Below are 18,657 nucleotides of genomic sequence, written 5' to 3' on the forward strand. Positions count from 1 at the left end.
CTTACCAATTCATTGATTTTTACCACAATTAAGAATATATTTGCGCAACAATTGATTAATGTTCCCTAATAATTATTTACGCCGTAGGTTTAACTTAGCTTACCTAAGCCTTGTGTTTGGGCTTGTTGTAACCTTGGTGTCGATATTATTTTTTTCTTCCTGCAAAAAACAACAACCGGCCGATAATGGTGAAATGTCTGCGGAGTTTGCCCCTATTAATGATTCAGTTGCTAAACTGAATGCTACCAAGCGGCCTAAGCAAGGTATCAAATACCTGGATAGCGCTTACCATCAACTCAGTAACCATAATTTGGATGACATAGCTCATTATTACGGGTATCATTTTATGTACAGCAAAAGAGAGCTTCGCAATACCAAACTGGAATTAGCGTATGCCGACTCAATAATGTTAAACGCTGAAAAGTCTAATAATTTAAAATCATATGTTAGCGATATAGCTAACGCCAATTTTGCAAAGGGTGATGCCTATTTTGACCTAAACCAATACACAACTGCATACAGGTATTATTACCAGGGTTACATTTTAGGTAAAAATTACCTTGATAACGGTTTATTGGCCGAATATACTTATCGAATGGGCATGGTTTCATTCAGGCAATCGCATTTTGACCTGGCAGCTAAAAACTTTAAAGAAAGCTTTAAACTAAGTGCCGCTTACACCGATGACTTTAGAGGATTTTATCAAAAGCAAGAATTGCTTAATGACGTTGGCGAAAGTTATTTGAATTTAGGTAATACGGATAGCGCCGGCGTATATTTTAATAAAACTTTAGCATTTATAGATAAATATAGCGAACGGTTTAAGGATATAAGTTATAAACTTGATATAGCCCGTGCCGTAACCTGGGGCGATCAGGGCAAGCTAATGTATGAAATTGGCAACTACGCGGAGGCTGAGGGGCTTTTGAAAAAAAGTATAGATTTTAACCTTAAAAGATCTTATGATAACTATGATGCCGAATTGGTTGAAACCGACCTTGCTAATCTATATCTGAAAGAACACCAGCTTAAGCCATTATTTAGTTTATTGCAGAATTTACATAACCAATTGGATTCAGCAAAAAACGTGCAAGCGCTGAGTTCATGGAACAGGTTGATGAGCGCCTACTTTACAGAGAATAAGGATTATGCCAATGCTTTAGCTTATTATGAAAGCTACAGCCACCTCAAAGATTCATTAAGCCAGGTGGATGTATCAATCAAGGAGGCGGATATCACCCAGCAGCTGGCCAATTACGATAAGCAATACCAAATACAAGACCTTAAAAACAACAACAAATTACAAAGTATCTTTTTGGCACTTGCCGTTATAGGTGTGATAATGGCGTTAGTGATCATTGTGCTTGTTTTCAGGAACTGGCAGCGCTCAAAACGGGACATCAGGGAGATAAGCGAATTGAACCAACAGATCAATTCACAAAAAAGTGATTTGGAAACCACGTTAGAAGAGCTAAAGATCAACGGGCAGGAGAAAGACCGTATACTGCGTACTGTTGCTCACGATTTACGAAATCCTATCGGCGGCATAGTTTCATTAACCAATGTGATGCTTCAAGATGAATATACTGAAGATCAAAAAGAGCTGATCACACTGGTAAACAGTACATCGCAAAACACATTAGAATTGATAAACGAGATTTTAGACGCTACCAATAACAAGATCGGCAAATCAAATAAGGAATTAGTTGATATTAATGAATTAGTAAATAACAGTGTTGAGATATTGAGTTTTAAAGCATCCGAAAAGGACCAAAAGATCATAACCCAACTAAGCGGCAAACCTGAAATGTTACTGGTAAGTCGTGAGCGTATCTGGCGGGTAATAAGTAACCTGATCAGCAATGCCATAAAATTCAGTTCAATTGGCGCTGCTATTTATGTAGATGTTATGGCTGATGGCCAGGAAGTTAAAATTTCAGTTAAGGATACTGGCATTGGCATACCAGATAACATTAAAAACGAGGTATTTAACATCTTTACTGATGCCAAACGGCCCGGCACAGCCGGCGAAAAATCATTCGGGCTTGGTTTATCTATTTGCCAGCAGATCATCGAAAATCATGATGGTAAGATCTGGTTTGACAGCGAAGCTGGTAAAGGCACTACTTTTTATGTAACCCTAAAAAGGCCCCAAATTTAATCCTTTATAAAATTAGCATACCATTGGCCGGATGCTTTTACAATACGTTTTTGCGTTTCAAAATCAACGTGGATCAATCCAAAACGCGGGTTGTAACCTTCGGCCCATTCAAAATTATCGGTTAAGGTCCAAACAAAATAGCCATCTACTTTTAAACCTTCTTGCTTAGCCTTTAAAACCTGCTGCAGGTATTGCTGAAGATATGCTTTTCGCCTGGGGTCATCAACTTTGCCATCTGTCACTACATCTGGGAAAGCGGCGCCGTTCTCGGTAACCAACAGCTTTTTGATGGATTTATATTGATTGAATTTCTTTAAGATCTCGTAAATAGCGGGCGGGTATACCTCCCACCCCATTTCTGTAATTTGTACATTCCGGTGTTTAGCCCCAACTATATTGGCGTGAATGTATGGCGTAAAAAAAGAATGATCTACGATCTCACGTGTATATAACTGAACGCCGATAAAGTCAAAATCAAATTCCATGCTTTCAATGTCACCCGGCTGAATATATTTATCCATTTTTTTCAGTACAGGCAAGCCGTCAACCGGGTATCCCATCCCTAAAGTAGGTTCAATATATAAACGGTTTAGCAAAGTATCAACGCGGCTTGCAGCGGCTACGTCACGTGGTTTATCGCTTTTCGGTTCAACATACGAGCATGAAAATGTAGTGCCGATTTCAACATCCGGTAAAATCTTTCTCAGTTCCCTGCCGCCGGCAGCCATACACATAATAGCATGGTGTACTGCCGGTAAAAAATTCCAGAGGCCGGCCCTCCCCGGTGCATGGATCCCGAAAAAATATCCTGCGCCGGTAAATACCGATGGTTCATTCATCACCATCCAATATTTAACCCTATCGCCAAAGCTATGGGCGCAAACCCGTACAAATTCGCTAAACCAGTTAACAACTTCGCGGTTTGTCCAGCCACCTTTAACTTCAAGCGCCTGTGGCAGGTCCCAGTGATATAACGTGATCCATGGCTCAATACCTTGTGAAATACAATAATCAATTACCTGGTTGTAATGATCAATTCCTAACTGATTAATTTCTCCGGTACCCTGCGGTAAAATGCGGGTCCATGAAATGGAAAAACGAAAATTAGGAATATTGAGTTGTTTGATGAGGTCGATGTCCTCCTTATAACGTTTGTAAAAGTCACAAGCCATGTGTGGCTTATCGCCATTCTTTATTTTGCCACGCTTAGCCGAAAAGACATCCCAAATTGATTCGCCTTTGCCGTCGCAATCACATGAGCCTTCAACCTGGAATGCGGCAGTCGCCACTCCCCATTTAAAATCGTCGCCAAAAAGCCTTTTGTTAAAATCCCCGTCCTGCTGTTTCAGTTCCATTAAGTTGAGCGTATACAATGCCCAAATTGTACATTATTATTGTATAAAAGAAAAGTTTTTGGAATTACGGCTTAGTGCATGAACGATGAGCGCATACTGTTAAGCATTATCCATTGAGGAAAACCACTAACAAGCCTTAAAAAATTTGCTATAAGTTTCATATCCTTTAATTTTTACTTAAAAGTACAACCTCAATGTATAACTATCGTGTTTATAGTGTTATGTTATTGTTAATATTAATTGCCTGAACCTTGATTTACAGTATTTAATATTGACATGATATTATAACTTTATCACCCCGGCTGCATATAAACAAATCACAAGCGAAACACCCAATATACCAAGTAATATTACATAGGAAACCGGGCGGTCAAAGTTTAACGTCCAGCCTAAGCCATCACCGCGCTCCAGAAAGATCGGCTCTTTTGCTGCTGGCTTTGATTGATTTTCTTCTTCAGGATTACTCATATACTTTTTAAATATAATTAATTTTACGTCATGAAATCCTATTTCCTCAAACTCTTCAACTACGACCAGTTTGCTAATAAAGCCATCTTAAAATCAATAATTCAAGTTGGCGAACCAGAACAGGCTGTAAAATTGATGGCGCATTTATTAGCGGCGCAACAAATTTGGCTTAACCGGTGTAAAGGATTACATGCAACAGGTATTGTTCTGTGGCCGGATCAGAAAGCGAATACTTTTGAAAAGATCATTGATGAAAACCATAAAGCATGGATGGATTTTTTAGATGGATTAAAAGTTGAAGATTTCAAGAAGATCATCGCCTATAAAAATTCCAAAGGTGACAGCTATGAAAACCTGACCGAGGATATTTTAGCGCACCTCATAAATCACGGCACACATCATCGCGCGCAGATCGGGCAGCAATTAAAACTCGCAGGAATTGAAAGTTTACCGAATACTGACTACATTTTTTATATGCGTTAACTAATTGATGCGGATGTAAGGCGTTTATTTTTGATATTTGCGACTGTTAAAGTTCTTACCCAATGACTAAGAAATTATTTATTCCGCTGCTTGCGTGCATTGCCCTATTGGGCTGTAATAACGACAAAGACCAGGAAAAAGCACTTTTAAATGATGTGATAAAGACCCATGATAAGCTAATGACCAATGATGGGGCTATCATGAAAAATAAAATGCAGTTAAAAAGCATCGCTGCTAAAGATGCTTCGGCTGCTGTTAAAGATTCGGTTGCTGCTTACAGTAAACTACTTAACGATGCTGATAATTCCATGATGATGTGGATGGATAAATTCAACCCGGATTTTACCGGTAAAACCCATCAGCAGATCATGAGTTATCTCAACACACAAAAGGCTGAGGTAGTTAAATTAGATACTACCATGGTTATAGCAATAGCGGTATCAAATAACTACATAAACAAAGCAAAAACCAAATGAAAAAACTGATCAGTGGGATATTATTAATAACCGTTTTTGCGGCATGCAAATCAAATACTGCTAAAGTATTGCCAATTTACGGCAACCGCTCGGCAGAGAAGAAAACGGTTAACGGGCAAACAGTAACCGATACAGTTTATCAAACCATACCTGCATTTAAATTTATTAATCAGTACGGCGATAGTGTTGGCAGCAAAAACCTGCAGGATAAAATTTATGTAGCCGATTTCTTTTTCACCTCCTGCCCTTCTATTTGTCCGGGCATGCAACGCAACATGCTAAGCGTTTATAATGCTTTTAAGGATATGCCGGATGTTAAGATCATTTCCTACACTATCGACCCAAAACATGATACCGTACCGGTACTTAAAAAATACGCAGATAAATTAGGCGTTAGCGGCAATATGTGGTGGTTTTTAAATGGCGATAAAGATAAAGTGTACAGCCTGGCAACAAAAAGTTACCTGGTTGCTGTAAGTCCGGACAGTACCGTTGCGGGCGGTTATGTTCACCAGGGTTATTTTGTGTTGATAGATAAACAGCAACGCATCCGCGGATCATACGATGGAACAAATCCACAGCAGGTAGACCAACTAATCGCTGACATCAAAACCTTAAAAGCCGAACCAGCGGACAAATAATTATGAAAGCAAAGATCATTGGTATTATTTGTTTGTTAGCCTTTTTTGCCATAATCTATTCCTGCCAAAACGATGCATCTATTGAATATGGCCGCTATTATTCAGGCGGTGCCGTAGTTTATGAAACCCATTGCTTAAATTGCCATGGTGATAAGGGGCAAGGTTTAAATGCATTGATACCACCGATAACTGATACTCTTTTATTAAAAGACCGTAATAAATTATCCTGCCGGCTTAAAAACGGCATTAGCGGAAAAATAACTGTTGCCGGTAAAGAGTTTGAAGGCGCCATGCCAGCAAGTGGGCTTTCGCCTATCGAGCTGGCGCAGGTGATCACTTACGTTACCAATTCGTTCGGCAATAAGCAGGGCCTGTTTACCGATGACCAAGTACAAACCGCGCTTAACAACTGTTCCAAATAGGTTCATTTTCTGGTCTAATACAGGTAAAAAGAGTTCAAAAAACATCATTTTTTGTTTATGTCAAGCGCTTTTCAGGCTAAAACAACACTTTTTTGGGCGATTTTGATACTTTTTTGGGCTTAAAATAAATCTAATAATGTCATTTTCAGGGTTATTTAGGGCATTTTCGGGCTTAAAAGTGTACTAAATGTACCATGTGTTTCATCTCTTCCGTGGTACGGTTCACCACTATTGGTGTAAATTCTTACCTTTGCTTGGCAAAACATTTTATCGCTTCGTTGAGTCGAAGAGGAAAGTCCGGGCAACACAGAGTATCCTGCTTCCTAACGGGAAGGCGCCGGCAGCCGGCGACAGCAAGTGCCACAGAGAATATACCGCCCCCAATTTGTTGAGGGTAAGGGTGAAAACGTGAGGTAAGAGCTCACGGCTTTCCCGGGCGACCGGGATCGCGGTAAACCTCAGGAGTTGAAAAACCAAATAGGTCACGGATCGGAAGTTACTCGCTTTTGGCCCGTTTAGGCGGGCCGCCGGGATGGGTAGGTTGCTCAAGCCTGTTAGCAATAACAGGATTAGATTAATGATAGAAACCGCTTTAGGGCGGCACAGAACCCGGCTTACAGGTTTGCTGCTGAAAAAAATGCCCCTTTCTGCAAAACAGAAGGGGGTTATTTTTTGTATATAGAAAAGTGTTTAATTTTCTATACAAATCATATATATTAGCGCGCTTAACATTTACCCGTTTTCGTTGAAAAACAATAGATAAACTATGGCTAAAATTTTAATTATTGATGATGAACGTGCTATACGCAGCACATTGAGAGAGATACTGGAATACGAAGACTACCAGGTTGAAGACGTAGATAATGGTATTGATGGCCTGGAAATGATCGCTAAAAACGACTACGACCTGGTACTGTGCGATATAAAAATGAACCGCATGGATGGCATGGAAGTGCTTACCGAAGGTTTAGCTTTGAAACCTGACCTGCCCTTTATTATGATATCCGGCCACGGAACCGTGGAAACCGCTGTGGAGGCAAGCCGTAAGGGCGCATTCGACTTTATATCCAAACCACCTGATCTGAACCGCCTGCTAATTACCGTACGTAACGCACTTGATCGTGGTAGTTTGGTTATTGAAACCAAGGTATTAAAACGCAAGGTATCCAAGGTTCGCCCAATATTAGGTGAGTCGCAGGGTATCGGCAAAATTAAGGAAACCATTGACCGTGTTGCCCCTACTGATGCCCGTGTATTGATCACCGGTGCTAATGGCAGCGGTAAAGAATTAGTTGCACGCTGGTTGCATGAGAAATCACACCGTTCAAATGCCCCGTTGATTGAGGTTAATTGCGCGGCTATACCATCAGAATTAATTGAAAGTGAACTATTCGGGCACGAGAAAGGTTCATTTACCTCTGCTGTAAAACAGCGTATTGGTAAGTTTGAATCAGCAAGCGGAGGCACTTTGTTTCTGGATGAGATCGGTGATATGAGCCAATCTGCACAAGCCAAAGTATTGCGTGCCTTACAAGAAAGCAAAATTACCCGTGTAGGCGGCGAAAAAGAGATAGATGTAGATGTACGCGTAGTAGCGGCCACCAACAAAGACTTATTAAAAGAGATCGAAGCCGGTAATTTCCGGATGGACCTTTACCACCGATTAAGTGTTATATTGATCCATGTACCTCCGTTGAATGAGCGCAAGGATGATATTCCGTTGCTTACGCAGAGTTTTATTGAAGAGATCTGTAACGATTACGGCATGCCGCCAAAAAGGATATCTGAATCAGCATTAGAAGCTTTAAAAGCATTACCGTGGACAGGTAACATCCGTGAGTTAAGGAACATGGTTGAACGTTTGATTATTCTGAGTGATAAAACCATCACGGATAATGATGTAAGAGCTTTTGCCAACCCATCTGCTCCGGTGCATGAAACAGGAGATTCGGCAAGTTCGTCGCAAACCGATTTTAACCAGTTCAAGAATTTCCAGGAGTATAAGGATTATGCAGAACGCGAGTATATCAAATTTAAGCTGGAAAAGAACAATTGGAATGTGTCAAAAACTGCCGATGACATTGATATCCAACGTAGTCACTTGTACAGTAAGATTGAAAAATACGGATTGAAACGAGGAGAGTAAACCTCCATACATAAAAAAGGCTCCCGATAATATCGTGAGCCTTTTTTATGATCTACATTTTTTGGTATTCCGGCTTTAACTGGCTTTTCTCCATAGCTCTCATCTTCTCAACCTTGGGCTTTGAAACCGCCTCAATGTAAGATTGATCAGGATGAAGTTTATAATAGTTCTGATGATACTCTTCAGCAGGATAAAAGACGGTAAAAGGAACTACCTGGGTTACTATAGGAGCATTATAATGCCTGGATGCATTTATAGTTTTGATCTCATTCATTATAATCGCTTTTTCTTCGGGTGTGCGGTAAAAAGCTATTGAACGGTAACTTGTGCCCTGATCAGGTCCCTGGTAATTTAACTCGGTTGGATTATGCGCATAAAAGAATGCCTCAACCAATTTTGCATAGCTAATCACCTTCGGATCATAATAAACCTGCGCTGTTTCTGCATGGCCGGTATTGTCGCTGCAAACTTCCTCGTATGTTGGATGGGCCGTTGTACCACCGGCATAACCGGCAATAACTTTATCAACACCCCTAAGCTCAGAAAAAGCTTCTGTTGATGCCCAAAAACATCCGCTGGCAAAATCTGCTACCTGTTCTCCCGGCTTTGGTTGGGGTAATTTCGCAAAACTGCTTGATTGCCCGTTAGCGCAACCAGCAAATAATAATATACATGCTGTATATAAGATGACTTTTTTCATTTTGTTTTTAATTATATTAACCATATTAAAATACGTTTTAGTACAAATTGTGGTTTGTCATTTCAGCGTATAATCAATAAACAGCTTAGTCGCGGAATGTTTCAATTCCTTACAAATCATATTATTTTATTTTACCTTCTTTAAGCGCATTTTTAACCATCGTGATAATGCTTTGCAATCCATTTGTTTTTATCTCGTAAACGCTTGATAACAACATCCCCATTTTGCCTGGCGGAAAGCCTTTACTGCTCATCCACTCTAAGTAATAAGACGGCAGGTCGCAAATTGGTGTGCCTTTATATTTGCCATAAGGCATTTTTGTTTGAATGATCTCTATCAGGATTTTTGAATCGGGACGAACAGGTTCCATGCAGTAAAGATAACTTATCACGGCTTATTTACATTCCTTTGGCAAACACTAAAATTTTAATGCTGTTATAAATACGTATTCATATAACATAATATCATGGAAAAAAGAGAATTGGGGAAATCAGGTATAAAAGTTAATCCGTTTGCTTTAGGCGGAAATGTGTTTGGCTGGACAATAGACGAGAAAACATCATTTGAAGTATTAGACGCTTACGTTGCCAGCGGTTTAGATTTTATTGATACAGCTGATGTGTATTCGGCCTGGGCACCGGGAAACAAAGGCGGCGAATCAGAAACAATCATAGGTAACTGGCTTCAAAAAAGCGGTAAACGTGATCAGGTAATTATAGCAACTAAAGTTGGGATGGAAATGGGCCCTGATAAAAAAGGCTTATCAAAAACTTATATTATTAAAGCTGTTGAAGATTCATTAAAACGATTAAAAACTGATTATATCGACCTCTACCAATCACACCGCGACGATAAAGATACGCCATTGGAGGAAACGCTTTCAACTTATACTGATTTAATTAAACAAGGTAAGGTTAGAGCAATCGGTGCGTCTAATTACGAAGCGTCACGACTTAAAAAAGCCTTTGAAGTAAGTGAAAAGAACGGTTTCGCAAAGTATCAGACGCTTCAACCAGAATATAATTTATATGACCGTGAAGGTTATGAAAAAGAACTTGAACCATTATGTGTTGAAAATAACATCGGCGTAATTACTTATTATTCTTTGGCAAGTGGATTTTTAACCGGTAAATACCGATCAGAAGATGACCTTGATAAGAGCAAACGTGGACAAGGTGTAAAGAAATATTTAAACGACCGTGGCTTTAGTATATTAAAAGCTTTAGATGAAGTAGCAGCAAGCTACAATAGCACGCCAGCCAGTGTTGCGATAGCCTGGGCAACTGCCCGCCCCGGAATAACTGCACCTATTGCCAGCGCTACCAGTACAAGGCAATTAAAAGATATCGTTGCGGCTACTCAACTTAACCTCGATCAAAGTGCAATTGAACTTTTAAATAATGCGAGTAAATATTGAAATTTAATTGCCAATAAAAGGAAAAGCCGCTTATAAGCGGCTTTTCCTTTATAACAAGATGTTATTTTTAACTTAAAACCTTTTCCAGGAACCGCCACCGTGACCTCCACGTTGCTGATTGTTTTGGGCAACACGTTGTTCGCCTCCATGGCTACCTTGGTTTTGGGCGAATTGTTGTTGATTTCCTCCATGGCTTTGATTGCCTTGGTTTTGTTGTTGTTGATTGCCATTATTATGATTATTTTTACCATTATTTAACATTCCCCTGCCTTGATCCTGGTTGCCTTGTTGCTGTTGATTACCGCGGTTATTATTCCAATTATTATTATTACCCCTATTACGGCCTTGATCCTGATAATTTTGATTTTGAACAGGTTGACGATTAGGATCCCAACCATTTTGAAAATGCGGGTTATTGTTTTGACCGTTATTCCTGTTATCATTAAAGTGCTGTCCATAACCATCATTGTCAAAGTGCTGAGGTTCACGGTAACCGTAATGATCAGCATGGTTATCAAAATTTCCATGGTAACTATCCTTCTTAAAGGCGTATTCGTTACCCTTGTAACGATTTACATAAAAATCGTTACGCAAATATGGATGAGGTTCGCGAACCTCATACCTTCGGGCGTTTCTCCAATCAAAATCGTGGTATTCCCCGGGTAAAAACGCTGCAGAGGTCCAATTATCGCCATCAAAATAATAATAACATTGCTGACTGATATTATAATAAGCATCTACATCAGGTAAATAATAATAGTCATCATTGTTATAAACTGCATCAGCGTAAACTGGCGCTTCAGCCCCCGGCGCTACAACAACCCTGTTTGGAACTAAATTTACACCTAAATGAACCCTAAATTGTGCATCAGCAGTATTGTAAAACAAACCGCTCATTGCAATTGCTGATAATAAAACTAACTTTTTCATTTTTTTAAATTTTATACAATTAGGACGGTATTAAATTCCAAAAGTTTAACCCTATTATCATTTTTATATAGACATATCACCATTTTAAAAAATAATATTTTACATAATAACTTATATACGGAATTTAATTTTTTTATATGATGTCCTAATCCCATTATCAATTTAATATCTATTGTAAAATTCCTGTCGCTTATTAAACATATATAGTCATTAAATTGTATTTAGTTAACTTTACTATACATCAACTCTCAAGTATGAAAAAGAATAGAATATTTATGGCCTTATTACCATTAATTGCTATACCTGCACTGGTAATATCACTGGCATCAAAAAATGCAACACCAGAAAGCGCCGGATTAACGTTGCCTGCAGGTTTTGAATCGAGCATAGTAGCTGATAATTTAGGTAGTGCAAGGCATATTGCAATTACTCATGAGGGAGATATTTATGTGAAGCTTAACCGTGCTAAGAATGGCAGAGGCATATTATACCTTCACCAGGCCGATGGCAAAGCGACAGTGGTTAGCGGCTTTGGCGATTATGCCGGTACAGGAATGTATATTAAAGATGGTTACCTGTACGCTTCATCAAACGAAGATGTTTACCGTTATAAATTAAACGTTAAAGGAGAAGTTATTAATCCTAATGCACCTGAACATATTGTTACGGGTTTGTTAAACCGTCGTGAACATGAATCAAAATCTATTGTATTAGATAATAACGGTAATCTTTACGTTAATATTGGCGCATACTCGAACTCATGCCAGGAGAAAGATCGTCAAAAAGGATCACCGGGCAGGCCGGGTTGCCCTATTTTGGACTCCGCAGGAGGAATATGGGAATTTAAGGCTGATAAATTAGACCAACATTATGGTGATGGAATTCATTATGCTAAAGGATTGAGAAATGTAGTTGGTTTAGATTGGAACCAACAGGACAATCAACTTTTTGTAATGCAACATGGCCGTGATCAGTTACATGATCTTTTCCCGGACCTGTATACTACCCAGCAATCTGCAATTGAACCTGCCGAATGTCTATATGCCTTAAAACAAGGCGATAACGCAGGCTGGCCTTATATTTATTACGACCAGGAAAAACACGAGAAAATATTAGCTCCGGAATATGGCGGTGACGGCAAAAAAACAGCCGGCGAAGGAACTATTGATCCCGCAGTTGCGTTTCCAGGCCATTTGGCACCGGATGGGTTATTATTTTATACAGGTAACCAATTCCCTGAAAGATATAAGAATGGCGCTTTCATTGCGTTCCATGGTTCATGGAACCGCGCACCGGAGCCGCAAGCAGGATATTTTGTAGTTTTCCAACCATTTAAAGATGGCAAGCCTGACGGGAAATGGGAAGTTTTCGCTGATGGCTTTGCAGGTACGCAGGCTCAAAAAGAAAGCGGTAATGCTGTTCACCGTCCATGCGGATTAGCGCAAGGACCTGATGGTTCGCTATACGTAACCGATGACAATAAAGGAACCATCTTTAAAATTACTTATAAAAAATAGTATGAGGTTTATAAAATCCGCAGTAGTTTTATTGGTTATCCTATTATCTTGCAATTATTTAAATGCGCAGGTAAAGCATTCTTCTAAATCCGCCAAAGCCAGATTGGCTATGTCGATCGCAAATGGCAAGGTTGTTTATACACAAAATTGTGCAACCTGCCACCAGGTTGATGGCCATGGCGTGCAAAACATGAACCCGCCATTAATACAAACCAGTTATGTTTTGGGTGATAAAACCAAACTGATAAAAATAATATTGAATGGGTTTAATGAGGATGTTGAAATAAACGGCAACACTTACTCAAACACCATGGCATCGCATGATTTTTTGAAAGACCAGGAAATTGCTGACGTGCTTACGTATATACGTAATAGCTTCACAAACAAAGCAAGTGCGGTTTCAGTAGCTATGGTTAAAAGCGTAAGAGCCGCTAACAAAAAGTAGAATCACAATGCGAGAGTCAAGAGTTAAGATGAAAAAGTATTTTGTCTTAATCCTTGACTCTTATTTCTTGACTCTTTACCTATACAGGCAATTCACAATTAAGCCAGTCCAGCCGGTTTGGTGCGATGCCCCTACTCCGCGACCATTGTCGCCATCAAAATATTCATAGAATAAAAGATGATCTTTGAACTCAGGATCAGATTGTATTTTATCATAGTTGCCAAATACCGCCCGTTTACCGGTATCATCACGTAAGAAGATAATTGATACACGACGATATAGCTCATTTGCAACTTCGCTCAACGTCATAAATACACCGGAATTGGTTGGGCATTCTATTTTGAAATCATCGCCATAATATTCATAAAAACGTTGCAAACTTTCAATTAACAAATAATTAATGGGCATCCAGATTGGCCCGCGCCAGTTGCTGTTACCTCCAAACAACCCGCTATCACTTTCGGCGGGAGTATATTTTACAGTAAACCCCATTCCGTTAACATTTACACTATAAGGATGATTTAAATGATATTTTGACACTGAGCGAATGCCGTATTCACTTAAAAATTCGTTTTCATCCAACATATACTTTAATAATGATTTCATGCGGTAACCACGCAGTAAGCTGATCATGTGCTTTCCATTATTCCGGCTTTCGTTCCATCTCGACACTAAAGAAGCGAGATCCGGGCGGTTATCAGCAAACCATTTCATCCTGTTGCTGAATATTGGGTTATTAACGATATCGTTATTGTCAAGCACTTCAGCTGCGAATAATGGTATTAAGCCCACTATGCTACGTACGCGCATCCTTTCCGTGGTATTATCAGGTAAACGCAATTGGTCATAAAAGAAACCGTCCTGATCATCCCACAAACCGGCATTATTTTCTCCCAGGTTAGCCATGGCGCCGGCTATGTAAATAAAGTGTTCAAAAAACTTCGAGGCAATATCTGAATAAGCCTTATTATAACTCGCCAGCTCAGTGGCAATTCTCAAAAGGTTTAACGAATACATGGCCATCCAGCTTGTACCATCAGCCTGCTCAAGATGTTCACCCATAGGTAAACGGGCATTCCTGTCAAATACACCGATATTATCCAATCCCAGGAATCCACCTTCAAATATGTTATTACCTACAGCGTCCTTTCGGTTTACCCACCACGTAAAATCAAGCATTAGCTTATGAAAAATGCGCTCTAAAAACATGGTATCACCTTTGCCATTATTGGCGGCCTTATCCTTTTGGTATATCTCCCAGGTTACGCGTGCATGTACGGGAGGGTTGGCATCGCCAAAATCCCATTCATATGCAGGTAATTCACCATTAGGATGCTGGTACCAAACCCTAACTAAAAGTGATAATTGATTCTTTGCCAGATCCATATCGATATTAGCCAAGGCCAGGCAATGAAAAGCCAGATCCCAGGATGCAAACCAGGGATATTCCCATTTATCAGGCATTGATATAATATCCCGTGCATTGAAGCTTGTCCATTTACTATTTCGCCCATTGATTCTTTCTGCAGGAGGCTTTGGTTCAGCGGGGTCGCCGCTTAGCCAGTGATTGATATCAAAATAATAGAATTGCTTCGTCCACAGCATACCTGCAAAAGCCTGGCGCTGCACCATTATACTATCCGGGTTAGGATTATTTTGCTGTATATCTTTATAAAATTCATCGGCTTCAGCGATACGGGCGTTGAAAATATTATCAAAATCATCAAACCCGTTTTTTGCATCACCAGATAAGCGCATGCGAATTGTTACACTATCCTTTGCCTTAACCGTAACATCGTAATTAATAGCTGCCTTGGTACCTGTTTTTTTAGGGTTGACGGTATCTTCACCGTTTACAATGTTATTATTAATTCCGTCTTTATAATAAGATTTACCATCCGCATAATTGTAAAGTTTAGGATTGTTAGTTTCGTTATCACAAAATAAGGTATCCGGTGAGCCTTCGCCATTTAACCAAAGCTGGCCAAATTTGGTATGATAAACCTCAATAACTCCATGTGAATCCGCTGTAAGTTCAGGTAAGTAATTATCATATCCCCAAGCCCAGGTATTCCGAAACCAAATAGTTGGCAGTACATTTAACTCACAATCATTCATACTACGATTGTGAACAGTGATCTTTATCAGGATATCGTCTTGTGAGTTTTTTGCATACTCAGTATACACATCAAAATAATCGTTGTTATTTAAAAGGCCGGTATCTATTAGTTCAAACTCAGGATCAAGACGGGTACGGCGTTTATTTTCATCAACTAGCCATTGATATGGATAAGCTTGCTGCGGATATTTATAAAGCGTTTTCATATAGGAGTGGGTTGGTGTATTATCCAGGTAATAATACAGTTCCTTCACATCCTCGCCGTGGTTACCTTCGGGGTTGCTTAACCCGAAATATCGTTCCTTTAAAATAGGATCTTTCTTATTCCACAATGCAACAGAAAAACAAAGCAACTGATCATCATCACAGATGCCTGCAATACCTTCCTCACCCCAGCGGTAAGCCTTGCTACGTGCCATGTCATGAGTGATATAGTTCCAGGCATCGCCATTGGCACTGTAATCCTCGCGAACTGTACCCCATTGGCGGTCGCTTACGTATGGCCCCCATTTTTTCCATTTAGGGTCTTTTAACCGTTGTTGCTCTGCTTTCATAATATCGTTGATAAGTTTGATTTAAGCCCAAGCTTTCCTTAAAAAGCGTAGCCAGTTACCGTGCATTATATTTTTGATATCGCCGTCAGTATATCCACGTCTTTTTAATAGACCGGGGATTTTTTTTTCATCTGCAATAGTGACCAAATCATAAGGACATTGTTCTGTACCAAATGCGCCATCCATATCTGAACCAATACCGATATGTAAAGAGTTTCCAGCTATTTGGCAGATATGATCCAAGTGATCTATCAGCACTTCCAAATTACAATTCATTTCTTTAGGGTTAGATTTGCCTCTTACCCACCCTGGCACCATCATCCAGGCATCCATCGCACAACCCATCACTGCGCCACGATTGATAAGCTCCTTAATTTGCTCATCACTAAATTGACGGTTATGGTTTACCAGTGCCCGGCAGTTATTGTGGCTTGCCCAAACATGGCCGTTAAAATTATCCAGTGCTTCCCAAAAACTGTCATCACATAAATGGGTAGCATCCAGTATAATATTAAGACGCTCCATTTCTTTTAACAACTCGTGCCCTTTTGACCCCATATAACCCGTCGCGTCAGTGCCCTGAGCATATCTACCAGGACCGTAATGCGCAGGGCCAACAGCACGCAAACCATAATTATAAGCACGTTGCAGATGATCAATAGTTACAATCGAATCTGCACCCTCTAAACTTAAAATATAACCGATGGGGTTATTAGCTGATGGCGTATTGTTTTCCCATAAAGCAATATGTTTTTCCAGGCTTGGCAAATCATTAACCTGCACCATTTGCCCATCCTCTTCCATGGTTTTGTACCAGCTAATTTGTGCCTGTGTTTGCGCCCATGCCTGTTCGGGTGAGTGCCAGCCGGGTAAAAGATTGTCGGGCGCAACATAACGTGCTATTTGTGTGGCAACGACTAAGCCAATATTTCCTTTTCTTAATTCCGGCAATGAAACGGTTGCGTTGCCCCGATCAGGTTTATCAGTTAGACCTTGCTCACGAGCGTTTATCGTTGCAACAGAATCCCGCAGATCGCGGTTCCATTCCATCGCATTCATACTCAGGTCTAAATGGGCATCAATAGTGAACATATTTAGATGGTTATTATACGGTCGCGAGCTATATTCAGCCATTCGCCGGTTATGATATTATTTTCAATAGTGATGGCGCGCTCATACAAAGCAACCGTAGGGCACACGTGCCAAGGCAAACCATATAACACATCGCCGATGTTGTATTGATGATCTTCACCAGCATCTGCCACCAAATGTTCTTCGCTATGGCCTTTCATTTTTAATTCTGGCGCGTTTAAAAAGAAAATGCGTTTGCTTAATTCACTTTCTGATGCGATGGATTTATGCCCGCAATCAATACAAATAGTAGTATCTGTTGGCAGCGAGATCACTCTCGCAACAATTAATGCCGCTGTAAGAAATGGCTCTTCAATAAAAGCAGATTGATAGCCTCTATCCCAATAAACAAACGTACCAGGACTGCATTCAATATCTGGCCTTGCAGCATTTATACTGTATGTTGGCGTACTACCTGAAACAACGATAGGTGTAAAAGCTTTTTGTTTTAGTTCAGCTTGCAGTTTAAGAACCGGTGCAAAGCTGCTATTACTTTTTTGTGTACGCTCGATCAGATCGGCATCATGGATGTGTCCATCGTATGCATGTAAACCAATTGGTGTAATTCCGGGTAATTCCGCACAATACTTATAGAGTTTTACGGCCTCATCATCAGGAATAATCCCGGTACGATGCATACCAACATCCAGATCAATAAAAACATTTAGGTTAATGTCGTTTTCAATAGCGGCATCCGAGATTGCTTTGGCTGATTGCTGATTATCAATCAAACAAGAATATTTTGTTGCAGGATAGGTTAATATTAACAGTATTAACCGTTTAATTTTAGGTCCGCCAGGTTGATAAGCCAACAGCACATCCGGCGCGTTGGCCATACCCAGCATTTCAGCCTCGGCAATGGTAGCGCATTTAAATTTAGTGATACCAGCATCGAGCATCAGTTGCGTTACATGGCTGTTTTTATGTGTTTTTACATGTGGACGTAACCGGTAAACATCATCGATCAGATTTTTAACTATATCGATATTTTGCTTTACGCGATGCGGGTAGATAACCAAGGCCGGTGTATCCAGTTGATCAACATCCTTAATGGTATACCAGCGCTGCTCGGTCATGCTAATTTATTATATAAGTTCAAACAACGCTTCTATTTCAACGGGGATATTATCCGGTAATGATCCCATACCTACCGCGCTTCGTACGCCAATTCCATTTTCTTCGCCCCAAACTTTAGCGAAAAGTTCGCTGCAGCCGTTGATGATGAAAGGATGCTTCTCAAAATTAGAAGTACAGTTAACCATACCAAGCACTTTTATTACACGCTTAACCTTATCCAAACTACCGATATTCGCTTTTATGGTTGCCAGCATTGCCAAGCCAACCTGGCGTGCTGCTAATTTTCCGTTTTCCTGCGAAATGGTATCACCTACACGCCCGATTATCAAACTACCATCATCCTGTACTGTACCATGCCCAGACAGGTATAAATATTTACCATCAATTAAACAGGGTTTGTAAACGCCCAGTGGCTTTGGTGCAGGTGGCAAATTGAGACCTAAAGCGGCGAAGTTTTGTTCGGGAGTATTCATTTCATAAGGTGTTGTGTAAGCAAACATAAAAATAAATCATAGTCTATCCTATGGGGATCAACAACACTTTTTAAATTTACTTTATTGAGACGAGATCTAAGTCACTTCAATATCGAAAACAATTGTAAATACAAGAAAATCT

The 18,657-nt window shown here is 40.0% G+C and carries 18 protein-coding genes and 1 other RNA gene; 10 read left to right on the forward strand and 9 right to left on the reverse strand.

Features of this window, described 5'->3' with window-relative positions:
- Nucleotides 1-58 precede the first annotated feature (58 nt).
- The gene (locus tag ACYZ0U_RS12160; protein WP_461452583.1) at nucleotides 59-2,161 is read left to right on the forward strand and encodes a tetratricopeptide repeat-containing sensor histidine kinase; all 2,103 of its coding nucleotides are present in this window, start codon (nucleotides 59-61) and stop codon (nucleotides 2,159-2,161) included.
- On the opposite strand, the gene ACYZ0U_RS12165 is transcribed toward ACYZ0U_RS12160, so the two are convergent.
- Together ACYZ0U_RS12165 and ACYZ0U_RS12170 are read right to left on the reverse strand one after the other, a co-directional pair.
- Nucleotides 2,158-3,516 carry a GH1 family beta-glucosidase gene (locus tag ACYZ0U_RS12165; RefSeq protein ID WP_461452586.1) on the reverse strand — a complete coding sequence of 453 codons (1,359 nt, stop codon included), beginning with the start codon at nucleotides 3,514-3,516 and terminating at the stop codon, nucleotides 2,158-2,160. The genes ACYZ0U_RS12160 and ACYZ0U_RS12165 overlap by 4 nt on opposite strands.
- A 282-nt stretch (nucleotides 3,517-3,798) precedes the next feature.
- Nucleotides 3,799-3,984: a hypothetical protein gene (locus tag ACYZ0U_RS12170; RefSeq protein ID WP_461452588.1), complete on the reverse strand. Its 186-nt coding sequence runs from the start codon at nucleotides 3,982-3,984 to the stop codon at nucleotides 3,799-3,801.
- 30 nt (nucleotides 3,985-4,014) lie between these two features.
- Between ACYZ0U_RS12170 and ACYZ0U_RS12175 the strand changes: the two genes are divergently transcribed.
- From ACYZ0U_RS12175 to ACYZ0U_RS12200, 6 genes are all read left to right on the forward strand, one after another.
- On the forward strand, nucleotides 4,015-4,467 hold the full coding sequence (locus ACYZ0U_RS12175; protein WP_461452590.1) for a DinB family protein: 453 nt from the start codon (nucleotides 4,015-4,017) through the stop codon (nucleotides 4,465-4,467).
- Between the two features lie 62 nt (nucleotides 4,468-4,529).
- Nucleotides 4,530-4,943: a hypothetical protein gene (locus tag ACYZ0U_RS12180; protein ID WP_461452591.1), complete on the forward strand. Its 414-nt coding sequence runs from the start codon at nucleotides 4,530-4,532 to the stop codon at nucleotides 4,941-4,943.
- Nucleotides 4,940-5,584: an SCO family protein gene (locus ACYZ0U_RS12185; RefSeq protein ID WP_461452593.1), complete on the forward strand. Its 645-nt coding sequence runs from the start codon at nucleotides 4,940-4,942 to the stop codon at nucleotides 5,582-5,584. Before ACYZ0U_RS12180 ends, ACYZ0U_RS12185 begins: the two co-directional genes overlap by 4 nt.
- A gap of 2 nt (nucleotides 5,585-5,586) precedes the next feature.
- On the forward strand, nucleotides 5,587-6,006 hold the full coding sequence (locus ACYZ0U_RS12190; protein ID WP_461452595.1) for a c-type cytochrome: 420 nt from the start codon (nucleotides 5,587-5,589) through the stop codon (nucleotides 6,004-6,006).
- 254 nt (nucleotides 6,007-6,260) lie between these two features.
- Nucleotides 6,261-6,639: RNase P RNA component class A (rnpB, locus tag ACYZ0U_RS12195), an RNA gene on the forward strand.
- A 133-nt stretch (nucleotides 6,640-6,772) separates the two neighbouring features.
- Complete coding sequence (locus tag ACYZ0U_RS12200; protein ID WP_461452597.1) at nucleotides 6,773-8,152, forward strand: sigma-54-dependent transcriptional regulator; 1,380 nt, start codon at nucleotides 6,773-6,775, stop codon at nucleotides 8,150-8,152.
- A 52-nt stretch (nucleotides 8,153-8,204) separates the two neighbouring features.
- Here ACYZ0U_RS12200 and msrA read toward each other — a convergent pair whose 3' ends face one another.
- Together msrA and ACYZ0U_RS12210 are read right to left on the reverse strand one after the other, a co-directional pair.
- Entirely contained in the window at nucleotides 8,205-8,852 is a 648-nt protein-coding gene (gene msrA, locus ACYZ0U_RS12205; protein ID WP_461452599.1) for a peptide-methionine (S)-S-oxide reductase MsrA, read from the reverse strand.
- A 121-nt stretch (nucleotides 8,853-8,973) separates the two neighbouring features.
- Complete coding sequence (locus ACYZ0U_RS12210; protein ID WP_461452601.1) at nucleotides 8,974-9,222, reverse strand: DUF3820 family protein; 249 nt, start codon at nucleotides 9,220-9,222, stop codon at nucleotides 8,974-8,976.
- Between the two features lie 96 nt (nucleotides 9,223-9,318).
- Here ACYZ0U_RS12210 and ACYZ0U_RS12215 point away from each other — a divergent pair, with 96 nt between their 5' ends.
- Nucleotides 9,319-10,269 (forward strand): aldo/keto reductase, encoded by a 951-nt coding sequence (locus ACYZ0U_RS12215; protein WP_461452603.1) that lies wholly within the window; start codon nucleotides 9,319-9,321, stop codon nucleotides 10,267-10,269.
- A gap of 72 nt (nucleotides 10,270-10,341) precedes the next feature.
- Here ACYZ0U_RS12215 and ACYZ0U_RS12220 read toward each other — a convergent pair whose 3' ends face one another.
- Nucleotides 10,342-11,199 (reverse strand): hypothetical protein, encoded by an 858-nt coding sequence (locus ACYZ0U_RS12220; RefSeq protein WP_461452605.1) that lies wholly within the window; start codon nucleotides 11,197-11,199, stop codon nucleotides 10,342-10,344.
- A 254-nt stretch (nucleotides 11,200-11,453) separates the two neighbouring features.
- On the opposite strand from ACYZ0U_RS12220, the gene ACYZ0U_RS12225 reads away from it, so the two are divergent.
- Entirely contained in the window at nucleotides 11,454-12,716 is a 1,263-nt protein-coding gene (locus tag ACYZ0U_RS12225) for a PQQ-dependent sugar dehydrogenase (protein WP_461452607.1), read from the forward strand.
- Between the two features lies 1 nt (nucleotide 12,717).
- Nucleotides 12,718-13,161, forward strand: coding sequence for a c-type cytochrome (locus tag ACYZ0U_RS12230; RefSeq protein ID WP_461452608.1), 444 nt, complete (start codon nucleotides 12,718-12,720; stop codon nucleotides 13,159-13,161).
- A gap of 75 nt (nucleotides 13,162-13,236) precedes the next feature.
- On the opposite strand, the gene ACYZ0U_RS12235 is transcribed toward ACYZ0U_RS12230, so the two are convergent.
- From ACYZ0U_RS12235 to ACYZ0U_RS12250, 4 genes are read right to left on the reverse strand one after another with little or no spacing between them, the layout of a single operon-like run.
- Nucleotides 13,237-15,834: an MGH1-like glycoside hydrolase domain-containing protein gene (locus ACYZ0U_RS12235; protein WP_461452610.1), complete on the reverse strand. Its 2,598-nt coding sequence runs from the start codon at nucleotides 15,832-15,834 to the stop codon at nucleotides 13,237-13,239.
- A 21-nt stretch (nucleotides 15,835-15,855) separates the two neighbouring features.
- The gene (locus tag ACYZ0U_RS12240; protein ID WP_461452612.1) at nucleotides 15,856-16,926 is read right to left on the reverse strand and encodes a dipeptidase; all 1,071 of its coding nucleotides are present in this window, start codon (nucleotides 16,924-16,926) and stop codon (nucleotides 15,856-15,858) included.
- Between the two features lie 2 nt (nucleotides 16,927-16,928).
- Nucleotides 16,929-18,041 carry a D-TA family PLP-dependent enzyme gene (locus tag ACYZ0U_RS12245; protein ID WP_461452614.1) on the reverse strand — a complete coding sequence of 371 codons (1,113 nt, stop codon included), beginning with the start codon at nucleotides 18,039-18,041 and terminating at the stop codon, nucleotides 16,929-16,931.
- A gap of 9 nt (nucleotides 18,042-18,050) precedes the next feature.
- A complete protein-coding gene (locus ACYZ0U_RS12250; protein WP_461452616.1) occupies nucleotides 18,051-18,515 on the reverse strand; it encodes a RidA family protein in 465 nt (154 codons plus the stop codon).
- Nucleotides 18,516-18,657 lie beyond the last annotated feature (142 nt).

Origin of the sequence: Mucilaginibacter sp. (assembly GCF_965225845.1) — a bacterium.
GTDB lineage: Bacteria > Bacteroidota > Bacteroidia > Sphingobacteriales > Sphingobacteriaceae > Mucilaginibacter.

Excerpts from the sequence above, each read along its gene's own strand:
- ACYZ0U_RS12160 (WP_461452583.1), top strand. The coding sequence starts at position 59 with ATGTTCCCTAATAATTATTTACGCCGTAGGTTTAACTTAGCTTACCTA.
- ACYZ0U_RS12165 (WP_461452586.1), bottom strand. The coding sequence starts at position 3,516 with ATGGAACTGAAACAGCAGGACGGGGATTTTAACAAAAGGCTTTTTGGC.
- ACYZ0U_RS12170 (WP_461452588.1), bottom strand. The coding sequence starts at position 3,984 with ATGAGTAATCCTGAAGAAGAAAATCAATCAAAGCCAGCAGCAAAAGAG.
- ACYZ0U_RS12175 (WP_461452590.1), top strand. The coding sequence starts at position 4,015 with ATGAAATCCTATTTCCTCAAACTCTTCAACTACGACCAGTTTGCTAAT.
- ACYZ0U_RS12180 (WP_461452591.1), top strand. The coding sequence starts at position 4,530 with ATGACTAAGAAATTATTTATTCCGCTGCTTGCGTGCATTGCCCTATTG.
- ACYZ0U_RS12185 (WP_461452593.1), top strand. The coding sequence starts at position 4,940 with ATGAAAAAACTGATCAGTGGGATATTATTAATAACCGTTTTTGCGGCA.
- ACYZ0U_RS12190 (WP_461452595.1), top strand. The coding sequence starts at position 5,587 with ATGAAAGCAAAGATCATTGGTATTATTTGTTTGTTAGCCTTTTTTGCC.
- ACYZ0U_RS12200 (WP_461452597.1), top strand. The coding sequence starts at position 6,773 with ATGGCTAAAATTTTAATTATTGATGATGAACGTGCTATACGCAGCACA.
- msrA (WP_461452599.1), bottom strand. The coding sequence starts at position 8,852 with ATGAAAAAAGTCATCTTATATACAGCATGTATATTATTATTTGCTGGT.
- ACYZ0U_RS12210 (WP_461452601.1), bottom strand. The coding sequence starts at position 9,222 with ATGGAACCTGTTCGTCCCGATTCAAAAATCCTGATAGAGATCATTCAA.
- ACYZ0U_RS12215 (WP_461452603.1), top strand. The coding sequence starts at position 9,319 with ATGGAAAAAAGAGAATTGGGGAAATCAGGTATAAAAGTTAATCCGTTT.
- ACYZ0U_RS12220 (WP_461452605.1), bottom strand. The coding sequence starts at position 11,199 with ATGAAAAAGTTAGTTTTATTATCAGCAATTGCAATGAGCGGTTTGTTT.
- ACYZ0U_RS12225 (WP_461452607.1), top strand. The coding sequence starts at position 11,454 with ATGAAAAAGAATAGAATATTTATGGCCTTATTACCATTAATTGCTATA.
- ACYZ0U_RS12230 (WP_461452608.1), top strand. The coding sequence starts at position 12,718 with ATGAGGTTTATAAAATCCGCAGTAGTTTTATTGGTTATCCTATTATCT.
- ACYZ0U_RS12235 (WP_461452610.1), bottom strand. The coding sequence starts at position 15,834 with ATGAAAGCAGAGCAACAACGGTTAAAAGACCCTAAATGGAAAAAATGG.
- ACYZ0U_RS12240 (WP_461452612.1), bottom strand. The coding sequence starts at position 16,926 with ATGTTCACTATTGATGCCCATTTAGACCTGAGTATGAATGCGATGGAA.
- ACYZ0U_RS12245 (WP_461452614.1), bottom strand. The coding sequence starts at position 18,041 with ATGACCGAGCAGCGCTGGTATACCATTAAGGATGTTGATCAACTGGAT.
- ACYZ0U_RS12250 (WP_461452616.1), bottom strand. The coding sequence starts at position 18,515 with ATGAATACTCCCGAACAAAACTTCGCCGCTTTAGGTCTCAATTTGCCA.